Annotated in this window: 22 protein-coding genes and 1 pseudogene; 3 read left to right on the top strand and 20 right to left on the bottom strand. The window is 39.8% G+C overall.

Going from position 1 to position 19,931, the window contains the following annotated elements:
• Window positions 1–31 precede the first annotated feature (31 nt).
• Window positions 32–1,075, top strand: coding sequence for a DUF6709 family protein (locus LKD41_RS03225; protein WP_227700373.1), 1,044 nt, complete (start codon window positions 32–34; stop codon window positions 1,073–1,075).
• Between the two features lie 51 nt (window positions 1,076–1,126).
• Here LKD41_RS03225 and ilvN read toward each other — a convergent pair whose 3' ends face one another.
• The 15 genes from ilvN to LKD41_RS03305 all read right to left on the bottom strand — a co-directional run bounded on the left by ilvN (window position 1,127) and on the right by LKD41_RS03305 (window position 15,778).
• The gene (gene ilvN, locus LKD41_RS03230; RefSeq protein ID WP_117698016.1) at window positions 1,127–1,624 is read right to left on the bottom strand and encodes an acetolactate synthase small subunit; all 498 of its coding nucleotides are present in this window, start codon (window positions 1,622–1,624) and stop codon (window positions 1,127–1,129) included.
• A 13-nt stretch (window positions 1,625–1,637) separates the two neighbouring features.
• Window positions 1,638–3,359, bottom strand: coding sequence for a biosynthetic-type acetolactate synthase large subunit (ilvB, locus tag LKD41_RS03235; protein ID WP_227700374.1), 1,722 nt, complete (start codon window positions 3,357–3,359; stop codon window positions 1,638–1,640).
• A 13-nt stretch (window positions 3,360–3,372) separates the two neighbouring features.
• The gene (locus LKD41_RS03240; protein ID WP_227700375.1) at window positions 3,373–4,332 is read right to left on the bottom strand and encodes an AEC family transporter; all 960 of its coding nucleotides are present in this window, start codon (window positions 4,330–4,332) and stop codon (window positions 3,373–3,375) included.
• Between the two features lie 21 nt (window positions 4,333–4,353).
• Entirely contained in the window at window positions 4,354–4,845 is a 492-nt protein-coding gene (locus LKD41_RS03245; protein WP_117841761.1) for a dihydrofolate reductase, read from the bottom strand.
• Between the two features lie 19 nt (window positions 4,846–4,864).
• A complete protein-coding gene (thyA, locus tag LKD41_RS03250; RefSeq protein WP_118087728.1) occupies window positions 4,865–5,713 on the bottom strand; it encodes a thymidylate synthase in 849 nt (282 codons plus the stop codon).
• A gap of 354 nt (window positions 5,714–6,067) precedes the next feature.
• A complete protein-coding gene (gene purD / locus LKD41_RS03255) occupies window positions 6,068–7,342 on the bottom strand; it encodes a phosphoribosylamine--glycine ligase (protein WP_227700376.1) in 1,275 nt (424 codons plus the stop codon).
• A 78-nt stretch (window positions 7,343–7,420) separates the two neighbouring features.
• Window positions 7,421–8,059 carry a phosphoribosylglycinamide formyltransferase gene (purN, locus tag LKD41_RS03260; RefSeq protein ID WP_022243387.1) on the bottom strand — a complete coding sequence of 213 codons (639 nt, stop codon included), beginning with the start codon at window positions 8,057–8,059 and terminating at the stop codon, window positions 7,421–7,423.
• Window positions 8,053–9,078 (bottom strand): phosphoribosylformylglycinamidine cyclo-ligase, encoded by a 1,026-nt coding sequence (gene purM, locus LKD41_RS03265; protein ID WP_022243386.1) that lies wholly within the window; start codon window positions 9,076–9,078, stop codon window positions 8,053–8,055. The genes purN and purM overlap by 7 nt, the downstream gene beginning before the upstream one ends.
• A gap of 266 nt (window positions 9,079–9,344) precedes the next feature.
• Entirely contained in the window at window positions 9,345–9,830 is a 486-nt protein-coding gene (locus LKD41_RS03270) for an NUDIX hydrolase (RefSeq protein ID WP_118087731.1), read from the bottom strand.
• Between the two features lie 53 nt (window positions 9,831–9,883).
• Window positions 9,884–11,245 carry an MATE family efflux transporter gene (locus tag LKD41_RS03275; protein ID WP_227700377.1) on the bottom strand — a complete coding sequence of 454 codons (1,362 nt, stop codon included), beginning with the start codon at window positions 11,243–11,245 and terminating at the stop codon, window positions 9,884–9,886.
• A gap of 516 nt (window positions 11,246–11,761) precedes the next feature.
• Window positions 11,762–12,196, bottom strand: coding sequence for a hypothetical protein (locus LKD41_RS03285; protein WP_227700434.1), 435 nt, complete (start codon window positions 12,194–12,196; stop codon window positions 11,762–11,764).
• Window positions 12,197–12,619: 423 nt separating this feature from the next.
• Window positions 12,620–13,312, bottom strand: a complete 693-nt coding sequence (locus LKD41_RS03290; RefSeq protein ID WP_117841758.1) for a hypothetical protein — start codon at window positions 13,310–13,312, stop codon at window positions 12,620–12,622.
• The gene (locus tag LKD41_RS03295; RefSeq protein WP_022243687.1) at window positions 13,309–13,869 is read right to left on the bottom strand and encodes an RNA polymerase sigma factor; all 561 of its coding nucleotides are present in this window, start codon (window positions 13,867–13,869) and stop codon (window positions 13,309–13,311) included. Before LKD41_RS03295 ends, LKD41_RS03290 begins: the two co-directional genes overlap by 4 nt.
• Before the next feature lie 127 nt (window positions 13,870–13,996).
• Window positions 13,997–15,034: a nucleotidyl transferase AbiEii/AbiGii toxin family protein gene (locus tag LKD41_RS03300; protein WP_117698009.1), complete on the bottom strand. Its 1,038-nt coding sequence runs from the start codon at window positions 15,032–15,034 to the stop codon at window positions 13,997–13,999.
• Between the two features lie 6 nt (window positions 15,035–15,040).
• Window positions 15,041–15,778: a DUF6577 family protein gene (locus LKD41_RS03305; protein WP_117698008.1), complete on the bottom strand. Its 738-nt coding sequence runs from the start codon at window positions 15,776–15,778 to the stop codon at window positions 15,041–15,043.
• A gap of 348 nt (window positions 15,779–16,126) precedes the next feature.
• Here LKD41_RS03305 and LKD41_RS16030 point away from each other — a divergent pair.
• Window positions 16,127–16,312, top strand: a pseudogene (locus tag LKD41_RS16030) (IS481 family transposase); the annotation flags it as partial.
• A 71-nt stretch (window positions 16,313–16,383) separates the two neighbouring features.
• Here LKD41_RS16030 and LKD41_RS03315 read toward each other — a convergent pair.
• Complete coding sequence (locus LKD41_RS03315; protein WP_199534303.1) at window positions 16,384–16,863, bottom strand: hypothetical protein; 480 nt, start codon at window positions 16,861–16,863, stop codon at window positions 16,384–16,386.
• A gap of 26 nt (window positions 16,864–16,889) precedes the next feature.
• Window positions 16,890–17,159 carry a hypothetical protein gene (locus LKD41_RS03320; protein ID WP_117841757.1) on the bottom strand — a complete coding sequence of 90 codons (270 nt, stop codon included), beginning with the start codon at window positions 17,157–17,159 and terminating at the stop codon, window positions 16,890–16,892.
• 175 nt (window positions 17,160–17,334) lie between these two features.
• Between LKD41_RS03320 and LKD41_RS03325 the strand changes: the two genes are divergently transcribed.
• Window positions 17,335–17,733 carry a bZIP transcription factor gene (locus LKD41_RS03325; protein ID WP_227700378.1) on the top strand — a complete coding sequence of 133 codons (399 nt, stop codon included), beginning with the start codon at window positions 17,335–17,337 and terminating at the stop codon, window positions 17,731–17,733.
• A gap of 157 nt (window positions 17,734–17,890) precedes the next feature.
• Here the strand turns inward: LKD41_RS03325 and LKD41_RS03330 are convergent, their stop codons facing one another.
• Genes LKD41_RS03330 through LKD41_RS03340 form a run of 3 tightly spaced genes read right to left on the bottom strand, consistent with a single transcriptional unit; the run spans window position 17,891 to window position 19,921 of the window.
• Window positions 17,891–18,883 (bottom strand): helix-turn-helix transcriptional regulator, encoded by a 993-nt coding sequence (locus LKD41_RS03330; RefSeq protein ID WP_117841745.1) that lies wholly within the window; start codon window positions 18,881–18,883, stop codon window positions 17,891–17,893.
• Window positions 18,884–18,910: 27 nt separating this feature from the next.
• Window positions 18,911–19,126 carry a hypothetical protein gene (locus tag LKD41_RS03335; RefSeq protein ID WP_227700379.1) on the bottom strand — a complete coding sequence of 72 codons (216 nt, stop codon included), beginning with the start codon at window positions 19,124–19,126 and terminating at the stop codon, window positions 18,911–18,913.
• A gap of 21 nt (window positions 19,127–19,147) precedes the next feature.
• Window positions 19,148–19,921 (bottom strand): ZIP family metal transporter, encoded by a 774-nt coding sequence (locus tag LKD41_RS03340; protein WP_227700380.1) that lies wholly within the window; start codon window positions 19,919–19,921, stop codon window positions 19,148–19,150.
• Between the last annotated feature and the right edge of the window lie 10 nt (window positions 19,922–19,931).

Consider the following 19,931-nt stretch of genomic DNA (forward strand, 5'->3'; position numbering starts at 1 on the left):
ACTTAAAATCATAACACTACCGGGAGGAATTATGACAAACCAATTAGACCACTATATATCCAACCACATCAAAAGTCTTTACCGGCATAAGCTTTTTTCGCCGATTCTATATATGATACTGTTGATTGTTCTTTGGATTATCTTTCCCATCGGCACCATCTTAAGTCCGAGGGTTATCAACGAAAAGACTTCTCTTGATAAATTATATAAAGAGAATGACCGGTATGTCAGTATTACGCTGACGGATTTAAAATTTACCGGATACACACAGGAAGTCTTAGGGCAGACCCATGGATATTACTACTATACGATTCAGGATGGGTGCTGTAATATCGTACTGCTCTCTCCGAAGACCAGCGAAGAGGGACTTCCGAATATTAACAAAGTAACCGTCCATGCCAAAATCCAGACCGCAACCAAATCCTACCATACCCTGCTTTCTAAAATTGCAGCAGATTTGAACTGGACAGACAGCGGTATTTACGGAGAAAGCTCCTCCTATTATATCAGTGAGCCCGGTTTCCGTTACGGCTTCAGTATCTTTCTGATTCTGCTTTTTGCATGCAGTGGACTTTATGCTATTTTCAGTATCATATGTTATTTTGTATACATTCATTTTCCATGGCTGTCACCGCCCTGCCAGCAGCTGGCCCGGTTCGGTTCTCCGAAGACTCTTCTTATGCAGGCAGAAGAAGAACTGGCGACACTGCCACAGCTGGCTACGGAAGATATGTTTATTACCGAGCATTTCTTTATTGAAATCTCTACGGATGGAATTGCCTTTGTTCCGATTCAGGAAATCATCTGGCTTTATAAACATTCCACCCTGCACAAGTTCTTCTGGTACCATTTCAGTATCTCCTATACGCTGTGTATCTCTGCGAAAAAGCACTTATACATCCAGTGTCCGAAGAACTTAAAATCCGATATCGACGGTATCATCGACTACTTAGCAGAAGCAAATCATGATATTCTTGTAGGCTTCAATGAAAAGAACCGCCTGAAGGTACAGGAAATTCAGGGAACACCATTGCAGTTTGAGAAGTTTATTGCACTGTTGAAAAAAAGATTATAAAAAATATGGGAATTCCGCATTACGGTCTTCCCATATTCCCGGTATTTAATATTACCGGCAGGATGTGCTGATTGATTCAATGGCTACTGCCCCGCCACGCACTACTTCGATGGTCCTGAAGCGGCGTTTTAAAAGAGCTATCAGTTCATTGTTGCGGCGTTCTGTCAGCTTGCACTCTAACAATACGCTGTCTTCCCCAATATCTGCCACATCTACTTTAAAGGTTGTTGCAATCTGAAATACCTCCGCTTTATCTTCCACGCTGCAATGCAGCACTTTTGCGAAAAGAATCTCTTTCATATGGATTGGTACATTGGTTAAATCAATTACCTTAATGACCTCTACCATACTGTTTAACTGCTTCTTAATCTGTTCAAATGTAATATCATCACTGGTTACACAGATTGTCATACGGGACACACTCTCATCTTCCGTAGTTCCTACGGTAAGACTCTGGAGGTTATAGGATTTGCCGGAAAAAAGTCCGGAAACCTTCGCCAGTACACCAACCTGGTTTTCTACATATAATGCAATCCATCTGTTTTTCATACCAACGTTCCTCCTATTTCAAAATCATCTGGCTCATTGCAGTTCCACTCTTAACCATCGGAAGTACAATGTCCTCTGTTGCAATCATAAATTCTATTACGGTAGAAGTCTTTTTATTCTTCTTTGCCTCTTCGAAGGCTGCATTCATTTCTTCGGTGTTCGTTACACGAATACCCTTTGCGCCATAGCTTTCTGCCCATTTCAAAAAATCCGGTTCATATACCGGGCAGTCTTTTCCCGGTCCCTTACAGTTGTTCGGACATTCCTTATGCTGACGCAGGCAGGTTGCAGAATAACGTTTTCCGTAGAAAAGCTGCTGCTGCTGGCGAACCATGCCAAGATAAAAATTATTTAAAATGCAGACAATTACCGGTGCATCCTGGCATACTGCAGTTGCCATTTCCTGCATATTCATCTGGAATCCACCATCTCCGGTGATACAGATAACCTCTTTTTCCGGACAGCCGATTTTTGCTCCGACTGCTGCCGGGAATCCAAAGCCCATTGTTCCAAGGCCCCCTGATGTAATAAAGGTTCCGCCACGTTCCATCTCAAGATACTGGGTTGCCCACATCTGATGCTGCCCAACATCTGTTGCAATAATGGCTCCTTTGAAATGCTCATTGATTCCTTCCATAATCATCTGTGGGGAAAGTCCCTTATCTCTTCGCATTTCCAGAGGATTTTCTTTGTTCCATTCCTCAATGCGGGCTATCCAGGCTGTTGTTTTCTTCGGTTCTGCCCACTCTGATAATTTTTCCAGTGCGGTTCTTGCATCTGCTACTACCGGTACATCCACCACAACGTTTCTGGAAATGGATGCTGTATCCACATCTACATGAACAATTTTTGCCTTTGGTGCAAATTCATTCAAATCGCCGGTAATGCGGTCATTGAATCTTGTTCCGATGGAAAATAATACATCACACTCAGAAACTGCCATATTGGCTGCATATCTTCCATGCATACCGCAGTTTCCCATATAATAAGGATTGGATGTGCCAATGGCTCCTTTTCCCATAATGGTGGTAACAACCGGCACCTGCATTTTAGTAACAAATTCATCAAAAATATCATTGGCACGGGCAATGTTGATTCCGCCTCCGGCAAGAATCAATGGTTTCTTGGCACTCTTTAAAAGCTTATATGCCTTTTTCAACTGTCCGATATGTACGCCTTCATTTGGCTTGTAACCACGAATCTGCACACTCTTTGGATAATCGGATGGTCCACTCTCTAACTGGATATCCTTTGGGATATCCACAAGAACCGGTCCCGGTTTTCCGGTGGTTGCAATGTGAAATGCCATGCGGATTATTTTTCCCAAATCTTTTCTGTCCCGAACGGTTACGCCGTATTTTGTTATGGAACGGGTCATTCCTACAATATCAACCTCCTGAAAGGCATCATTTCCAATCAACGGAAGTGGCACCTGACCGGTAATGCAAACAAGCGGAATGCTGTCAAAATGCGCATCTGCGAGTCCTGTAATAATATTGGTGGCACCCGGTCCGCTGGTTACCAGGCATACGCCCGGCTTTCCGGTAGCTCTCGCATATCCTTCTGCCTCATGAATCAGTCCCTGCTCATGTCTTGGAAGCACCAGGTGAATATCATCCTGTTTATATAATTCATCAAAAAGGTCGGTGACCATTCCGCCCGGATAGCCAAATATGGTATCCACGCCTTCTTCCATCATCGCCTTTACAAATAATTTTCTTCCTGTAATATCCATCTAACGTCCTCCTCTATATCAATCCCATGGTCTTAAGGATAAAAATCCAGCCAGTTAAGGTAAATGCTCCCAAAAGCGTTGTTGTCACAATAATACTTGCTGTCAGCACGCCATCATTTTTCATGTTCTTTGCCATAATATAGCAGCTTGGTGTAGTCGGTGATGCAAGCATAATCAGAATTGCAATCATTTTCTCTCCGGTAAATCCCAAGGCTGCTGCCACCGGAAGTAATAAAAGCGGCTGTATCACAAGCTTGATTGCAGATGCTGCAAGGGTCGGTCTGATTTTTGCCAAGGCTTTTCTTCCCTCAAAGCCTGCGCCCAGTGCAACCAACGCCAGTGGTGTTGCCATCTTTGCCACATTCTCAATGGTCTTATCTACCATGGCAGGAAAATCAAGGGACAATAATGCTGCCACCATACCAAAGGCAATTCCAAGGATAATCGGATTCTTTAGTATGTTAAGAAATGCTGTCTTGATTCTGCCACCATGTGCTGTCTCTTCTCCAGTTCCATCTTCATTGGCTTCAAAGGTCAGTACAATAACGGAAAAAATATTGTAAAGCGGCACTGCTCCGATAATCATCAATGGTCCCATAGCAGAACTGCCATAAATATTTTCAATAAAGGCTAGTCCCATGACTGCGGCACTGCTCCGGAAGGAGCTTTGCACAAATGCACCACGGATGGATTTATCCTTTACAAAGAGCTTTGTGGCTCCCCAGATTACCCAGAAACAGGCGGTACTTGCCAGTGCACAGAAAAGCACATATTTCAAATCAAAGATTTCCCGGATATTTACCGTAGAAATATCCCGAAATAACATAAAGGGCAAGGTCACCCTAAAATTAAACTTATTCGCCACTGTCACAAAATTATCATTGAGCATACCAATCTGCTTTAAGATATAACCGATTACCATCACAAGAAAGATTGGCATGGTGGTATTTAAACTGAAAATAAGATTATTCATTTCTTACACGTTTCTTTCTGCTTATCTTATTCTTTCATATTTTAAGAAGTAATACTCCAGATCAAAATAGGTCTGTTCATCACTGTCTTCTGTAATCTGCCATTCTTCCTTTTCATCCAGATTCGGGAAATAGGCATCTGCATCATATGCATAGTCAATCTTCGTAATATGCGCTACATCGCACTCATCCAAAAGCTGGCGGTAAATGCTTTCACCGCCAATAACATAGACATCCTCACTGTTATACTGCTCTAACTCTTTATGCAGTTCGTCTAAATCATGCACCACAATGGCATCCTTCACTTTATAATTCTTATCACTTGTCAGTACAATATTGACACGGTTCTTAAGAGGCTGTCCATTTGGAAAGCTTTCCAAGGTCTTACGTCCCATGACTACCACTTTCCCGGTTGTGGTCTGACGGAAAAATTTCATATCATCCGGAATGCTTACCAGTAATTTATTCTTATAGCCAATTGCCCAATTAGCATCTACTGCTGCGATTAAATTCATCTCTTTCACCTGCTCCTTTTTATATTGCGATTGGAATATCCTGAATCTGCGGTCCTGTCACATAATTATCAAGACGTACATCATTTCTGGTAAATTCATAGAAATCCTTTACATCCGGATTCAGCCAGAATGTCGGTGCGTCATACGTCGGTCTTTGAATCAGTTCCTTTATAATAGGAATATGCCGGTCATAAATATGTGCATCTGCAATCACATGCACTAACTCTCCCACATGCATATCGCACACCTGTGCCAGCATATGCATCAATACTGCATACTGGCAGACATTCCAGTTATTGGCAGCTAAGATATCCTGGGAACGCTGATTTAAAATTGCATTCAAAGTCAGCTTGTCGTCCCCCTTCTTCTGGGTTACATTAAAGGTCATGCTGTATGCGCATGGATAAAGATGCATCTCACTTAAATCCTGATGTACATATATGTTGGTCATGATTCTTCTGCTGAAAGGATTGTTCTTAAGGTCATAAATCACACGGTCTACCTGATCAAACATTCCTTCCTTATATTTATGCTTTACTCCCATCTGGTAGCCATATGCTTTTCCAATGGAGCCTGTCTCATCTGCCCATTCATCCCAGACATGGCTGTGTAAGTCATTGACATTATTGGACTTCAACTGCCAGATCCATAACATCTCATCGGTACAGCTCTTGATTGCTGTCTTTCGTAATGTAATTGCCGGAAATTCTTTGGATAAATCATACCTGTTTACCACACCAAATTTCTTAATTGTATAAGCACTGGTTCCATCCTCCCAATGTGGGCGGACCTTTTCTCCTTCTGTACTTACCCCGTTGTCCAATATATCCTGACACATATCGATAAAAATTTTATCTGCCAGACTCATGCTGCGGCACCTCCTGCGCTAGTTTTTTCACTGTTTAGAGTATATTCTAAATTAATATTGTATCGGATAATCCCACCAAGCGCAAGAGTAGAAAATTTAACATTACAAATTTATGATTGCAGCTTGTGCATTTTCTTTTTCTCCTGCAAGTTGTCTTATCAATTTTTATTATTTTATATATTATGTAATCTTAAAATCTTTCTTTTAAGATTTATGTTAATTTGTTTTCTGATTTTAGTATCTTTTATAAAAGAGAACCGTCAAAAGAAAAAGTATCCGTAACTTTTTTCTGTTTTTTACGGATACTTTTTCTTATCTTTTTATTTTTCTATTTTATTAAATCATTCTTTAACTTTATGCTTCATCTATGGCTTTTCCAATGTCATGGCGCATATACTTGTTATCGAAGTCTACCCACTCCGTTGCCTTATAAGCATTGGCTCTTGCTTCTTTTAAGGTAGCTCCCTTGGCTGTGATGCCAAGTACACGGCCTCCGTTGGTTACAATCCTGCCTTCGTCATTTAACTTGGTTCCGGCATGGAAACAGTAGTAACCTTCTTTGCCATCAAAGTTCTCAAGGCCTTTGATTTCAAATCCTTTTTCATATGCCACCGGATATCCGTCAGATGCAAGAACAACGCATACGGCTGCATTATCTTCAAACTGTAAATCAATGGTATCTAATTTACCGTCTACGCAGGCTTCCATTACATCAATGATGTCATTTTTCATTCTCGGAAGAACTACCTGAGCCTCCGGGTCACCAAAACGGGCATTGTACTCTAATACCTTTGGTCCATCCTCTGTCAGCATCAGACCGAAGAAAATAACACCTACAAATGGTCTTCCTTCTGCTGCCATGGCATCTACGGTTGCCTGATAGATATATTTCTTACAGAAATCATCTACTTCTTTGGTATAGAAAGGACTTGGAGAGAAGTTACCCATTCCACCGGTATTTAAGCCCTGGTCTCCATCTTTGGCACGTTTGTGGTCCTGTGCGGAAGACATAATCTTAATGGTCTTGCCATCTACGAAAGAAAGCACGGATACTTCACGGCCTGTCATGAACTCTTCTATTACCATATGGTTGCCGGCAGAACCAAATTTCTTATCTTCCATGATTTCTTTTACTCCGGCTTTCGCTTCCTCCAAGGTGTTACAAATCAGAACACCTTTACCAAGTGCCAGTCCGTCTGCCTTTAATACGATTGGCATTTTTGCAGTTTCCAGATACTCCAATGCCTTTTTCGGGTCATCAAAGGTCTCATATCCTGCGGTCGGAATGTTATATTTCTTCATCAAATCTTTGGAAAATGCTTTGGATCCCTCTAAGATTGCAGCATTCTTTCTCGGTCCGAATACTTTTAATCCTTCTGCTTCAAATACATCTACAATTCCACCGACCAATGGATCATCCATTCCTACGATGGTAAAATCAATCTCTTTTTCCTTTGCAAAAGCTACCAGCTTGTCAAATTCCATAGCTCCAATGTTCACACATTCTGCCAGCTGTCCGATTCCGGCATTGCCCGGTGCACAATAAATCTTATCTACACGGCTGCTCTTTGCTACACTTGTCACAATTGCATGCTCTCTTCCGCCGCTTCCAACTACTAATACTTTCATGCTGCTCCTCCTAATCCGGTTATTTTTCTTCTATTTTTCATTCATTTCTACTTAATCTTTATTTACTTTTACTCAATTCTAATGGTCTGCTTTTGGAAGAATCTTCACTTTCCCGTCTTCGACTTTTACTCTTCCATTGGCAATTAAATCAATTGCCTGTGGCATAATTTTCCACTCTGCCTGTTCCATCACACGACGCTGCAGAATCTCCGGTGTATCATCCTCTTCAACTGCAACTGCTTTCTGTAAAATGATTGGGCCGGTATCTGTTCCTTCATCCACAAAATGCACCGTAGCTCCTGTTACCTTCACTCCACGGGAAAGTGCTCCTTCGTGGACTTTCAATCCATAGAAGCCTGTTCCACAGAAAGATGGAATCAGGGATGGATGAATATTGATTATCCGGTTGCGGTACTGTGCAATCATTTCCGGTGGAATTACCACCAAAAATCCTGCCAGCACCACCAAATCTACTTTATATTCATTCAATTTTTCTAAGAAATCAGCATTGAATGCCGCCCGGTTCTCATAGGATTTCGGAGAAATGCAAAGTGCCTTGATATTATGTTTTTTTGCACGCTCTAAGGCATAGGCATTCGGATTATTACTGATTACCACTTCTATCTTTGCATTGGTAATGGTTCCATTATCCATGGCATCGATAATTGCCTGAAGATTGGTTCCACCACCGGATACTAATACTGCAACTTTTAGCATAATGTAACACCCTTTTCTCCGTTTTCAATCTTACCAACAACATATGGCTTGTCTCCGGCAGATTTGATTGCTTCCATGGTTTTATCTACATCTTCCGGTGCAACTGCAAGTACCATACCTAGTCCCATGTTGTAGGTATTGTACATCATTTTCTCTTCTACATTTCCTTCTTTTGCCATCAGGGTAAAGATTGGTGGAATCGGATAGCTGTTCTTTTCAATCACTGCATGTTTTCCTTCCGGAAGCATACGTGGAACATTTTCATAGAAACCACCGCCTGTGATATGGCTGCAGGCTTTTACACGGATGCCGGCATCTTTGATGGCACGCAGTGCTTTTACATAAATTCTGGTTGGTGCAAGTAGTGCTTCTCCCAAAGTAGTTCCCAGTTCTTCATGGTATGTATCAAGGGTTTCTTTATCCATAGTAAAGATTTTACGAACCAGTGAAAATCCATTGGAATGTACTCCGGTTGATGCCATACCAATCAGAACATCACCGTCTGCCAGGGTCTCGCCGGTAATCATATCTTTCTTATCACATACACCTACTGCAAATCCAGCCAGGTCATATTCATCCTCCGCCATCAGACCAGGATGCTCTGCGGTCTCTCCACCAATTAATGCCGCATCAGACTGAAGACATCCTTCTGCTACACCTTTTACGATGGCTGCAATTTTCTCCGGATAATTCTTACCACATGCAATATAATCTAAGAAGAATAATGGTTCTCCACCTGCACAGGCAATATCATTTACACACATTGCTACTGCATCAATACCGATGGTATCATGCTTGTCCATAATCATGGCGAGCTTTACTTTCGTGCCACAGCCATCTGTTCCGGATAACAGTACCGGTTCTTCCATTTCTTTAATCTTCTCTAATGAAAATGCTCCGGAAAATCCGCCCAGTCCTCCAAGAACCTCTGGACGCATGGTCTTCTTTACATGCTCCTTCATCAGTTCTACGGACTTATATCCTGCCTCAATATCCACGCCTGCGTTCTTGTAATCCATTGTTCTTCCTCCTGAAATTATTCTTTATCTTGCTCTTTATTTTTTCAGTGCAAGTATGGAAATGCTTCGCATTTCCATACTACGGGCTTTCGCCCTATCAGACCTTATAAGCAGCCCAACGGACTGCTTATAAGGTCTGGCACTGCTCAATGCTACTTACATTATAACGTCATTTGCTTATAAAGACCAATTATATATAGTAATACCACTAATTAGTTTTTCTAATTAATGGTATCTGGTTGCTTATTTCTACTTATAATTTACTTTTATTTCAATCGGGTTGTCCCATCTAATATGGCATGGGTCAAAGTATCTCCCTGATAGGATAATTTCAGTGAAAAGAAACTCTCCCTCTCTTCTAACAGCCGGAAAAATATCTTATCACCTTCCCAGATTGGCAGGTCATATACTTCTTCCTTTGGCACCCATTCCAGTGTTCCTTCGTCACACTCGCTCATCGTACCGTGGAATTCATCTGCCGTATATAGAAACATATACTCCGTCGGCCACGCATCGGAATCAAAAGTTACCACGCCCCGCAGCCGATAGGCATCCAAAGTAAGCCCGGTTTCTTCTTTTACTTCCCGAAGCAGGCATTCTTCCGGAGATTCTCCGGCTTCAAAATGACCGCCAACACCAACCCATTTATCTTTATTTACATCATGACTTTTCTTCACCCGGTGCATCATCAGGTAGCAATTTTCCTTTTCTATATAGCAAAGCGTTGTATTTTCCGAACGTCTTTCTTCCATTTTTCTTTCTCTCTTCCGCTTTCTTTTTTACTTTCTTCCATGACTCTATGGTTCTATGCCGCTATCCGAAGCTTCCGGAAGCATACTTTGAAATAAATAATCTCGGCAATTGCTGTAATCGACCAGGAAAATGCATACAAAAGATATAAGGATGCAATGGTTCCAAAATATGCAAAAATCGTATATACCCAGATTACACGGAATACGCAGGAGCCCATGATAACAATAATGGTCGGCACAATGCTCTTTCCAATTCCGCGGGATGCCGCAATCGTGCAGTCCATAAATGCGGAAAGTGCATAGGAAAATCCCATAATCTTAATCCGCTCCATTCCGGCTTCAATTACCTCCGGTTTGCTGGCAAAAAGAGACAGGAACTGTCTTCCGAAAACCACCAGCAGCCCACCAAAAATTGCGCCTGCCAGAAACGAATACAATAAACTGATGCGGTAACTTTTTATCATGCGTTCCCTGTTTCCTGCCCCCATATTCTGTCCCATGAAACTGGCGCATGCCGTATAAAACGCTGTCATAATATTAAAAATCAGCGTATCTGCATTGATTGCCGCTGAATTGCCGGACACCATAACCGCATCAAAGGAGTTTACGCCGGTCTGCACAAAAAGATTTGCAATTGCAAAGATTGCATTCTGCATTCCGCCCGGAACGCCAAGCATCAGCACACTTTTCGCCGCTTCCTTATGAAAACGCAGTCTGGAAAAATAGAGCCTGCAGCTATCCTTTCTCTGGCACAGATGAGAAACCACCAAAATAGCTGACACATACTGAGCAATAACGCTGGCAATTGCCACTCCGCCTGCTGCCATATTACACTGGATAACAAAGAAAAGATTTAATAACACATTTAACACACCGGCAATACTCAGATAAATAAGTGGAAGCTTCGTCTCGCCGGATGCACTTAAAACACCATTTCCAAAATTGTAAATTGCAAGTGCCGGAAGCCCCAGTGCATAGATCCGAAAATATAGTACTGCGCCATCCATAAACTCTGATTTCGTATGTAAAATGTTTAAAAATGGCTCCGCAAATATATTACATATCAGGCACAGTATAAGACCTGCTATCAGACAAATCAATGCCGCCGTATGCACGGTTTCTTCTGTTCCCTTCGCATCGCCTACGCCCAGTTTATGCGCTACCCTTACATTAACACCTCCACCCATTCCAATCAGGAAGCCGGTAAATAAGGACACCAACAGCGTGGTCGAGCCAACCGACCCCAGGGGGATATATCCTGCATATTTTCCTACAATTGCTACGTCGCTTAAATTAAATAATACTTCTAATATCTGAGAACACATCAACGGTATGCTAAAGAGGAAGATGTTCTTCCATAAAGAGCCGGATGTCATCCCGATACTTTTTCTTCTGCTTTCTGCTTTACTGCTCATAACTTTATTTCACTTTGGTTGGTTTGCTATTCCTTTCCTGCCATATATCTTCTTTGATAATAATCCATTGTACGATAATCTATTACATCACGCAATCCTCTTACTTTTCCATAGTTATAGATGGATAAGCATCAAGCATAGACTGTCTTGCTTCCCTTCAAAAATGTGTGCGGTTTCAAAAGGTCTTACCCTTTGGCTGGTCACCTTCTACTGTTGCCAAATAATATGTCTCTGCTTCTTTTAAAAATTGTACTACTCGTTCCATGATGTAATCCATTCTTTAATATCTTTTATAATCTACGTCACGTCATAGGAAGCCTTGTCGTTAGCAGAAAGAATTGTTACTGAGCTTACATACGCATACATAACATCGCCTTTCGCGTTATGGGCTAACAGGTATCCTCAACCACTTATTTTATAGCAAATTCTTCAACGAATATATAGCAGTTAATGTGAACAGAACGAAAAGTTTTTGATATTCTCGCCTAAAAGTTACACAGAAACGCTCATCCACTGTTAGTTGCAAAAGTATATTTTCAACAAATCTGTTGTTGCTTTGTCATTTATGACAGCCCGTCCTATTGTTATGCCATTGCTGATGATAATATATTCTCCGTTTTCATATCTGGCATTTACCAAATCATCTTCCCTTTTTAAGTCTATACATATACTTGATATAATTCCGCAAATCTCCTCTTGTGAGCTTCCGCTTTTTATCTCATAAGCATAATCCGCATCTCCTATCTCATTCAGATCAGTTACCAAACAATACTCCGCTCCATTCATCAGCATTTCTTCATTCAAAGTGGGTAATTGAGCCGTCTTATACTCATTAAATAAAAAGATAACTACAAGCGCAATGAATACCGGAAAAAAGATACCGCCAAACCGCTGTGCATAATTTTGTTCTTCCCACCGCTTGCCATGACGACCAAACAGCGGTATTTTCATCTGCACCAAACCTGCTCCTATACTTACAAGTAAAAAATAAAATATAACTTTTATCAAAGACTCATCCCTCATTTAATCATTAATAAAAATATCATTTCTAAAACGACGCCTACTAACCATATAAAACGAAACACCTTGTTATATCTTGAACTATTAGAACACGGAACAAGCCAATATTCCTGTGGAAACCCCAAAAGGTATTCTTTTAATTCCTGCTTCAATTCCATGACTATACTCCACATTAATCCAAACAGCACAATGCACACCGTTCCATAATATGTAATTGGTGCATTTGTAACCACAGCAAAGAAATAATGTGCCATCTTAAGAAGGAAGATACACCACACAATACAGCATACCGAAGCCAAATATTTTTAAGGGTATAGGCGTTACATCAAGTTCTTAGTATATGAAATTTGCAGATTATTCTTGGATTTGACTCAAATCAAATGCACCGTTCTCAATCAACTGCAAAATTGTGTCTACCAAGTTGTTCTTTACAGTTTCACTTTCATTTTCAGTGCCAGAATACTCTACATAAATAGTGTTCTCTCCCATATCAAAGGTTGCATAATATATTACGGTTTTGATACCTTGACTATTTGACTTTGTTACGAAATATCCTGCATTGATATCAACGCCGTCTACACTTGAAGTGATTGTATTTCCATCAATGATAGTATCTAATAGATTTACACCCTGTTTAGAAACTACCATTCTTGTATCACCAATTTTTCCCTCAAAACCCAGAATATTATGATTGTCAGCATCAAAGTAAGCATCTGCGGTAACAGGCAAGTCTGCAAAAAGCATTTCAATTTCAGCATCGCTCAAAGGTCTTGTTGTTACATTTAAGTCAATTGAAGATTGTGATAAGTCATTTTTAACAAAAGTAATTGTTTCTCCACTATCCAGCGTGGCAATATCGTTTTTTGTACCAAACAGTTTGCTTTGAAAAACTCCCACTCCAATCACAGCAACGAGTACGAAGCAAGCAGCAACAGACACCCATTTTTGCCGATTAGTTATTTTACTTGTTTTTTTCATAGGTTCAGCTTCTTTAATATACTGATTATCGACATTTCCCAATGCCCTTAAAAGTTTCTTTTCTTTCATACAGAGATACCTTCTTTCTCTAACAATTTTTTGAGTTCGTTCCTTGAACGAAATAATGACATCTTGATTTTACTCTCGCTCATACCATATTCCGTTGCAATTTCTTTAATGGGCGATAAATACCAATATCTTCTCATAAAGATTTTTCGCTGTTCTAATGACAGGGAAGAAAGAAAGCGGTTGAGAATATCCGTTAGAGCAATTTCTTCAACAATGTTTTCTGTACTATCCAACGATGGTATGCACTCTTGTATTTCATCAAAAATCAATGGCATTTGCCCGCCATTACGTTTCTTTGCATTGAGCAGTTCGTACCTGTCCAAAGATAAGTTGCGAGTAATCTTCCCTAAAAAAGTTTTTAGAACAGATGGACGGTTAGGCGGTATGCTGTTCCAAGCTCTTAAATAAGTATCATTTACACATTCCTCGCTGTCTTCGTCATTGTGAAGAATATTAAAGGCTATGTATCTGCAATACTTTCCGTATTTTTTTGAAGTTTCGGATATAGCAGCTTCGGAGCGCTCCCAATATAAATCTAATATCTGTTTATCATCCATAGGCTTCTCCTCCTTTGTATTAAGGCCTTTCACCCTAATAGACGGGGAAAATGTGTCAAGAGTCACTTAAATTCAAAAAATATTTATTCAAAGATTAGCTTTTGATATTAATTCTTCAAGTATCATTTTATTTCATTATCTCATCAGTCTTCACCACATAAGCATAGGCCTCTGGATTTGCCTTTTTCAAGTAACGAAGAGTCAATAACTTTTCATGCACTAATTTATGATTGGCATATTCCCGGAAGTCCCTCACCTTTTCAAACTCTGTATCTGTCAACAAACACATTACCATGTACATAACCATGGTTGCTCTCCCTGCTGCAATTTCCGGACTATAGTTTTCTGCATAAATATGTCCACGTAAGTCACGTATACCTTTAACATATATCGGATACTCCTCTGCTCCGACCTTGCCTCGTGACGCAATACATAAAGCTGACTCAAAGCTATCCCATAAGCAGTCCGTTGGTGTTGCATTTATTCCACGGTATGCAATCTCCGCCAACGCAATCGGTTCATATGTACGCTTTACAACATCGCATTCTTTAAAAACCTCTATTAAAGAACACACGTCATAAAGCTGCTTCATTACTTCCATATCCTTACCTTTATTAAGTTCGACACCTGTCGTATGAGGAGCAAATGCAGTCAGTTTATCTGCAAGAATACAATCTGCACTCGGAATTTTAACTGTTAGATACTCTTCTTCCGTCAGTAGTAAATCATTTCTTATTTCCTTTGTCTCAACTTCTGCATAATGATTATTTTCAAATAGCACATCCAATAATATATAAAATTGTTTATTGTTAATTGGTGAATCATAAGTAAATTTAAAATGCCGCTTTTCTATATTGTTTTTTCCGACTCTCTTCTGTTCTTCCACCATCTGAAATGGAAATATAGCAGATGCTTTTTCTAAGTAATCATCCAAATCAGTCCCTGGTTCCACAATAATATCAATATCTGTAGATAATCGACGTGGCTTATCCATTAGCATCATAAGGCAGGTACCACCTTTAAAAATAAATGGCATCCTCACCCTTGCCAAAGCTTCAAGAAGTCCAAAAGCATATACAGTACGTTCTAAAAGCACCGGATCTCTCTTGCTGTCCTTTTGTAGACTGCGAATATATTCCTCACTAAAATTTTCTTTCAAAAGCATTTGCACCTATTCCTTTGTTTTTAATATAATATCCGTTTTATCATGTAGCAGTTTCTTTATTTTCTTTGCGCTCTTTCTTCGATTTGCATATCGAAACAAACAATTTTCATCAATATAGTATCTTGCAAAAGCATCCATATATACACCCGGATATTCTGACTCACTTATAGATGCCAGAAGTAACGGTTCTGACATAATGTCTACTAATAGCTTCTCCAATCTTGTATGCCACGATTTTTCCTGTCCTTTTGGTGCTTCTGTTATAAGCTTTACAATTACAATCATGTTATCCGACCAATACTGATGGTAGATATCTGCCGTTGGATTGATAAGCACTTTTCCAGGATATTTCTCCTTTAATGTATCAAAAACAAATTCCATAATATCTGATTCTACTGATAGGAATATAACATTATGAGCCACTAAATGATTTACGAAATCATTCATTTGAACAAATTCAAATATTGTAAAATTCAAATATGGATATTGTTCCTCTAGTTGCAATGCCACTTCTTCCGCCAATTCCGAATAGTCATGACGGTACACCTGCCGCTTATCATTCGGCAAACAATAATGATTACGTCCCACCCTTACTATCTCACCATCATTGACCATATCTTCAACCTTTTTGTAGAACGAAGCTTCACTTAATTGATATCCTCCCTGACGAAAAGAGACGAATAATTCATTGCGCGTAAATTCCGTCACATTATGAACACCCCTGAAATAAATTTCTTCAGTCATCGTGATATCACCTCCAATTATTTTTCCGGCACTTCACCCAGCCAAGTGCCGGAAATATATGAATAGCGTAATATCTCTTTTTATATTTGTCAATATTTTTTCGGCACTATTATTATTTTAGTGCCATTAATATATTTTGCTTTTCTCAAAAAAATATACCTGGAATTTTTTTACTTTTTCAAGCAAAACGACAAAAAGAGCAATCCACCATAAGATGAATCACCCTCCCTTCAGCTACTACTTTCCATTCAGAAAATATGCCCAGTACCTTTTCTCTTTATCTGTCATAAGCACTTACCTTGCCTTTCCGGTTTTAGGTACGCTTGGAACGATAACATCATCAGACTTTCTGCTATCTACAGACAGCTTCATGAAAACGGAAGCATCAAAAAAGGGGATGTATCTGAATCCACGGTTAACAGATATATTAATCTCCTGGCTCTTAAGCTCAAAACAACCAGCAATCAGGATATGCGCCGCTATGAAAGACCTCACATAAATGAAGTATGGTGTGGTGATTCAAGTATTGGTCCTTAACTGAAAACTCCTGATGGTAAAATAAAGTTCTTCCATAGTGGTCTCCTTTCCGTAAAACTTTGTCAGCATTACCAATCTTCTCCATACTCATCCATTGCATCATCTACACCATCTGCATAATCGCTGTCTCTGTCATATCTGTCATAGTCATAATCGTCATCCATATAGATATCATCATAGCCATCATCATAAGAGTCATATGTACTCTTCTTTGTCGTTGTACTTTTCTTTGTACCACTGCTATATGATGACTTGTTTGTAGAATTTGATTTATTATTGTAACTGCTACTTGAACCAGAGTTACTTGTACTGCTCTTAGAAGTACTGCCAGACGATTTATTGCTATATGATGAACTGCTATGGGATGTACTGCTTCCCGTATATGGTTTATGCAAATAACAATAGCTGCTTCCACTTGCCTGCTTATTATCACATCCTGCCTTAATGCACTTAGGCTCACTTGCTTCACCTATGGAACCTATTACAAACAGAACGCCTATTATTACAAGGAATATTGCCAGTCCCTGTCCAAATGAATTCTTTCTCATACAAATCTGCCTCCCTTGCAAAAAACTCAGTCAAAATCATAATCATCCGGGTCTAACCCTGCTTCTTCCAATGCCTCTGCCCTGTCATCAGGATCCATAAGTTCTAATTCATCAACATCAAGTCCTGCTGCCATTGCATCAATCTCAAAATCATCCTTTGCGTCATCCTCGAAGTCTCCGGCATCTCCAAATAATGCTTCATGTTCTTCCCTGCTAGTGCAAAGCATTTCTCCTGCAAACATCATTTCTGAGCTATCTATTTCTCCATCGCCATTTAAATCCATCCAATTTCTCATTGCCATACCTCCTGTAATCAAGGTTATTTGTTTCTTTCTGATTATATAGTACTACTTATGTTGTCCTATAATCATCCCTTGTATATCGAATCTTTGTTCTTTTGTTACTGTTCAGACCCCAGCCAGAAGTCCTATCACGTAACCACATTTCATTTATAAAAACACCTAAAAATCCTTGAAAAATGGCGGTTTTCTGCCATTTTTTCTTGCATTTCATAGTGTTATGTGTTATAGCAAACTCATAACCACTAAGGAGGTGTTTTTTATAGCTATCATAAAACAATTCGATAAAAGATCTGGTATTACCTATGTTTATGACTCTAAATCTTACTACGACAAAGGAAAAAAATGTTCCAGAGCCAAACGTACTCTCATCGGCAAACTTGATTCCAATACTGGTGAGATTATACCTACTGATGGCAGAAATAAGGGTGCAAAGTCTAAACCCAATTCTATATCTCCTGAAATTGATAAAGACAAACGTATTCAGGAATTAGAAGACGAAAACCGTCAGCTTAAGCTTCAAATATCCGCTTTAAAGAAAGAACTTGAACGCATTCAGACTTCCAACTAAATTTTCTTATTCCCATAAATTCAAGGAGGATCAGTGATGACTTTAAAAGAGGCTCATGAGCTACAACGCCGAGAACCTATTTGTGAAACATTCACAACATAAACCCTGCACCCGTTCTATTTACTGCATTTGGCTAAGGTGTGAACAGTAACTGTTCTTATTTTTTGTATTGTTTTATCAATCTGTCAATTTCAGCATTCATCATTTCAACCACATTTTGCGGTCCTGCAAGTGTTACCCCCTCTCCAAGACCTATGATCCACGCCAGAAACTGCCTGCTGACTGCAACCTCTGCATTGACTACGAAGCGTTTATCATCCAATCTGATCATTGATACATCTTTACCAAAGCGGTCTATCATTACACCAGCAAAAGAGTTGTCGCACTCAATGCGCACCCACTCTTCTTTGCCTCCATACATGCCAAACATTTTTCTGGCATATGCAGCCATATCAAATGATTTAAATGCCTGCCTTCCTTCTCTTCCCTTACCGTTTGACTTGATATAAAGCATTTTATCTACACGAAAATGTTTAATTATTCCCTCATTACTGTCATACGCAATTAAGTAATAATTTTCATCATCCCAGGATAATGACCATGGACTAACCTCGTAAAGTGCTCCATCATGACGCAGTTCCATCTTCTTGTCAACATTCCACTGAAAATACTGGAATGTTATCCTCGAATTTTCTGCTATTGCCGTATGTATCCTGTCAACATTGTAATAAATGCTCTCATTCATCGTCTTTACACGACCAGCCACAAATACTTGTCTGTGTAACTGCGATGCTTCATATTTACTTGCCAATCCTTCTATCTTTTTTATAAGCTCATTTGACTTCTTGGCTGTGATAAATTTTGCAGACTGCACAGAATCAACCAATAATTTTAATTCTGCAAGTTCAAACTGTCTGTTACCTATATGATACGAATATGTCCTGTCTTCCTGCGTTCCTATAACATCCAGACCATACACTCTTAAATTTTCAATGTCATTATATAAGCTTTTGCGCTCCGCACTTATATCATACGCAGCGAGTGCATCTATAATCTCCGGCATAGTAATACTGTGCGTTTCATCAGTCCGCTCCAGAAGAATTTTCATAAGATATATCAGTTTCAATTTCTGATTTGATGATTTAGGCATATAGCACCTCCAAACTCCCCGATAAAACTAAAAACTTCTCTTATATGATACCATAAATAACCATAACATACCAAATAGTAATACGAAAAATCCAATAAACTTACCGATTGCAGCTATTCCTGAATAATCGCCCTCACAACTATCCGACTTTATTCTCTTTATTTCTTTGTTATTTTGTTTCTTATTCAGTTCTGTAATAAAACTATCTAACTTCAAGCTTTTCATACTTCTGTTTTCTGCCAAACTAGTACCTTCACGCATTTTCTATCCCAGTGCCACATCCAGTATCATCATCAGCAGAAATCCTACCGAAAACCATATGGTTGCAATATTCGAATGGCTGCCTGTGGATGCCTCCGGCAGCAGTTCTTCGATTACCACATAAATCATGGCGCCTGCTGCAAACGATAACAGATACGGCAGAATCGGAATCACTATGGATGCTGCTGCAATGGTTATAATTGCAGCTATCGGCTCTACAATGCCAGACAGTGCACCGTAAAGAAATGCTTTTCCTTTTCCGGTTCCTTCACTGCGAAGTGGCAAGGATATAATTGCACCCTCCGGGAAATTCTGAATGGCAATACCGATTGCCAGGGCAAGCGCTCCTGTCAAAGTAATATTTCCGCTGCCCATCAGAAATCCTGCGAATACTACACCCACTGCCATTCCTTCTGGAATATTATGTAAGGTAACTGCCAGTACCAGCATGGTTGTTTTTTTTAGGTGTGCTTTAATTCCCTCCGGCTCATCACTGTTTAAATGTAAATGCGGAATAATCCTATCCAAAATCAGCAAAAATGCAATTCCAAGGGCAAATCCAACTGCTGCCGGAATAAATGATAACCTTCCCATTTCTTCTGACATTTCCAAAGACGGAATCAATAGTGACCATACCGACGCTGCCACCATGACTCCGGATGCAAATCCCAGCAGGGATTTCTGCACCAGCGGCTTCAACTCCCCAGTCATAAACAGCACACAGGCCGCCCCTAAAAATGTTCCTATAAACGGAATCCAGATATATATTCCAATCATATAAAACCTC

It is taken from the genome of Roseburia sp. CLA-AA-H209 (assembly GCF_020687575.1).
Taxonomy (GTDB): domain Bacteria; phylum Bacillota; class Clostridia; order Lachnospirales; family Lachnospiraceae; genus Roseburia_C; species Roseburia_C amylophila.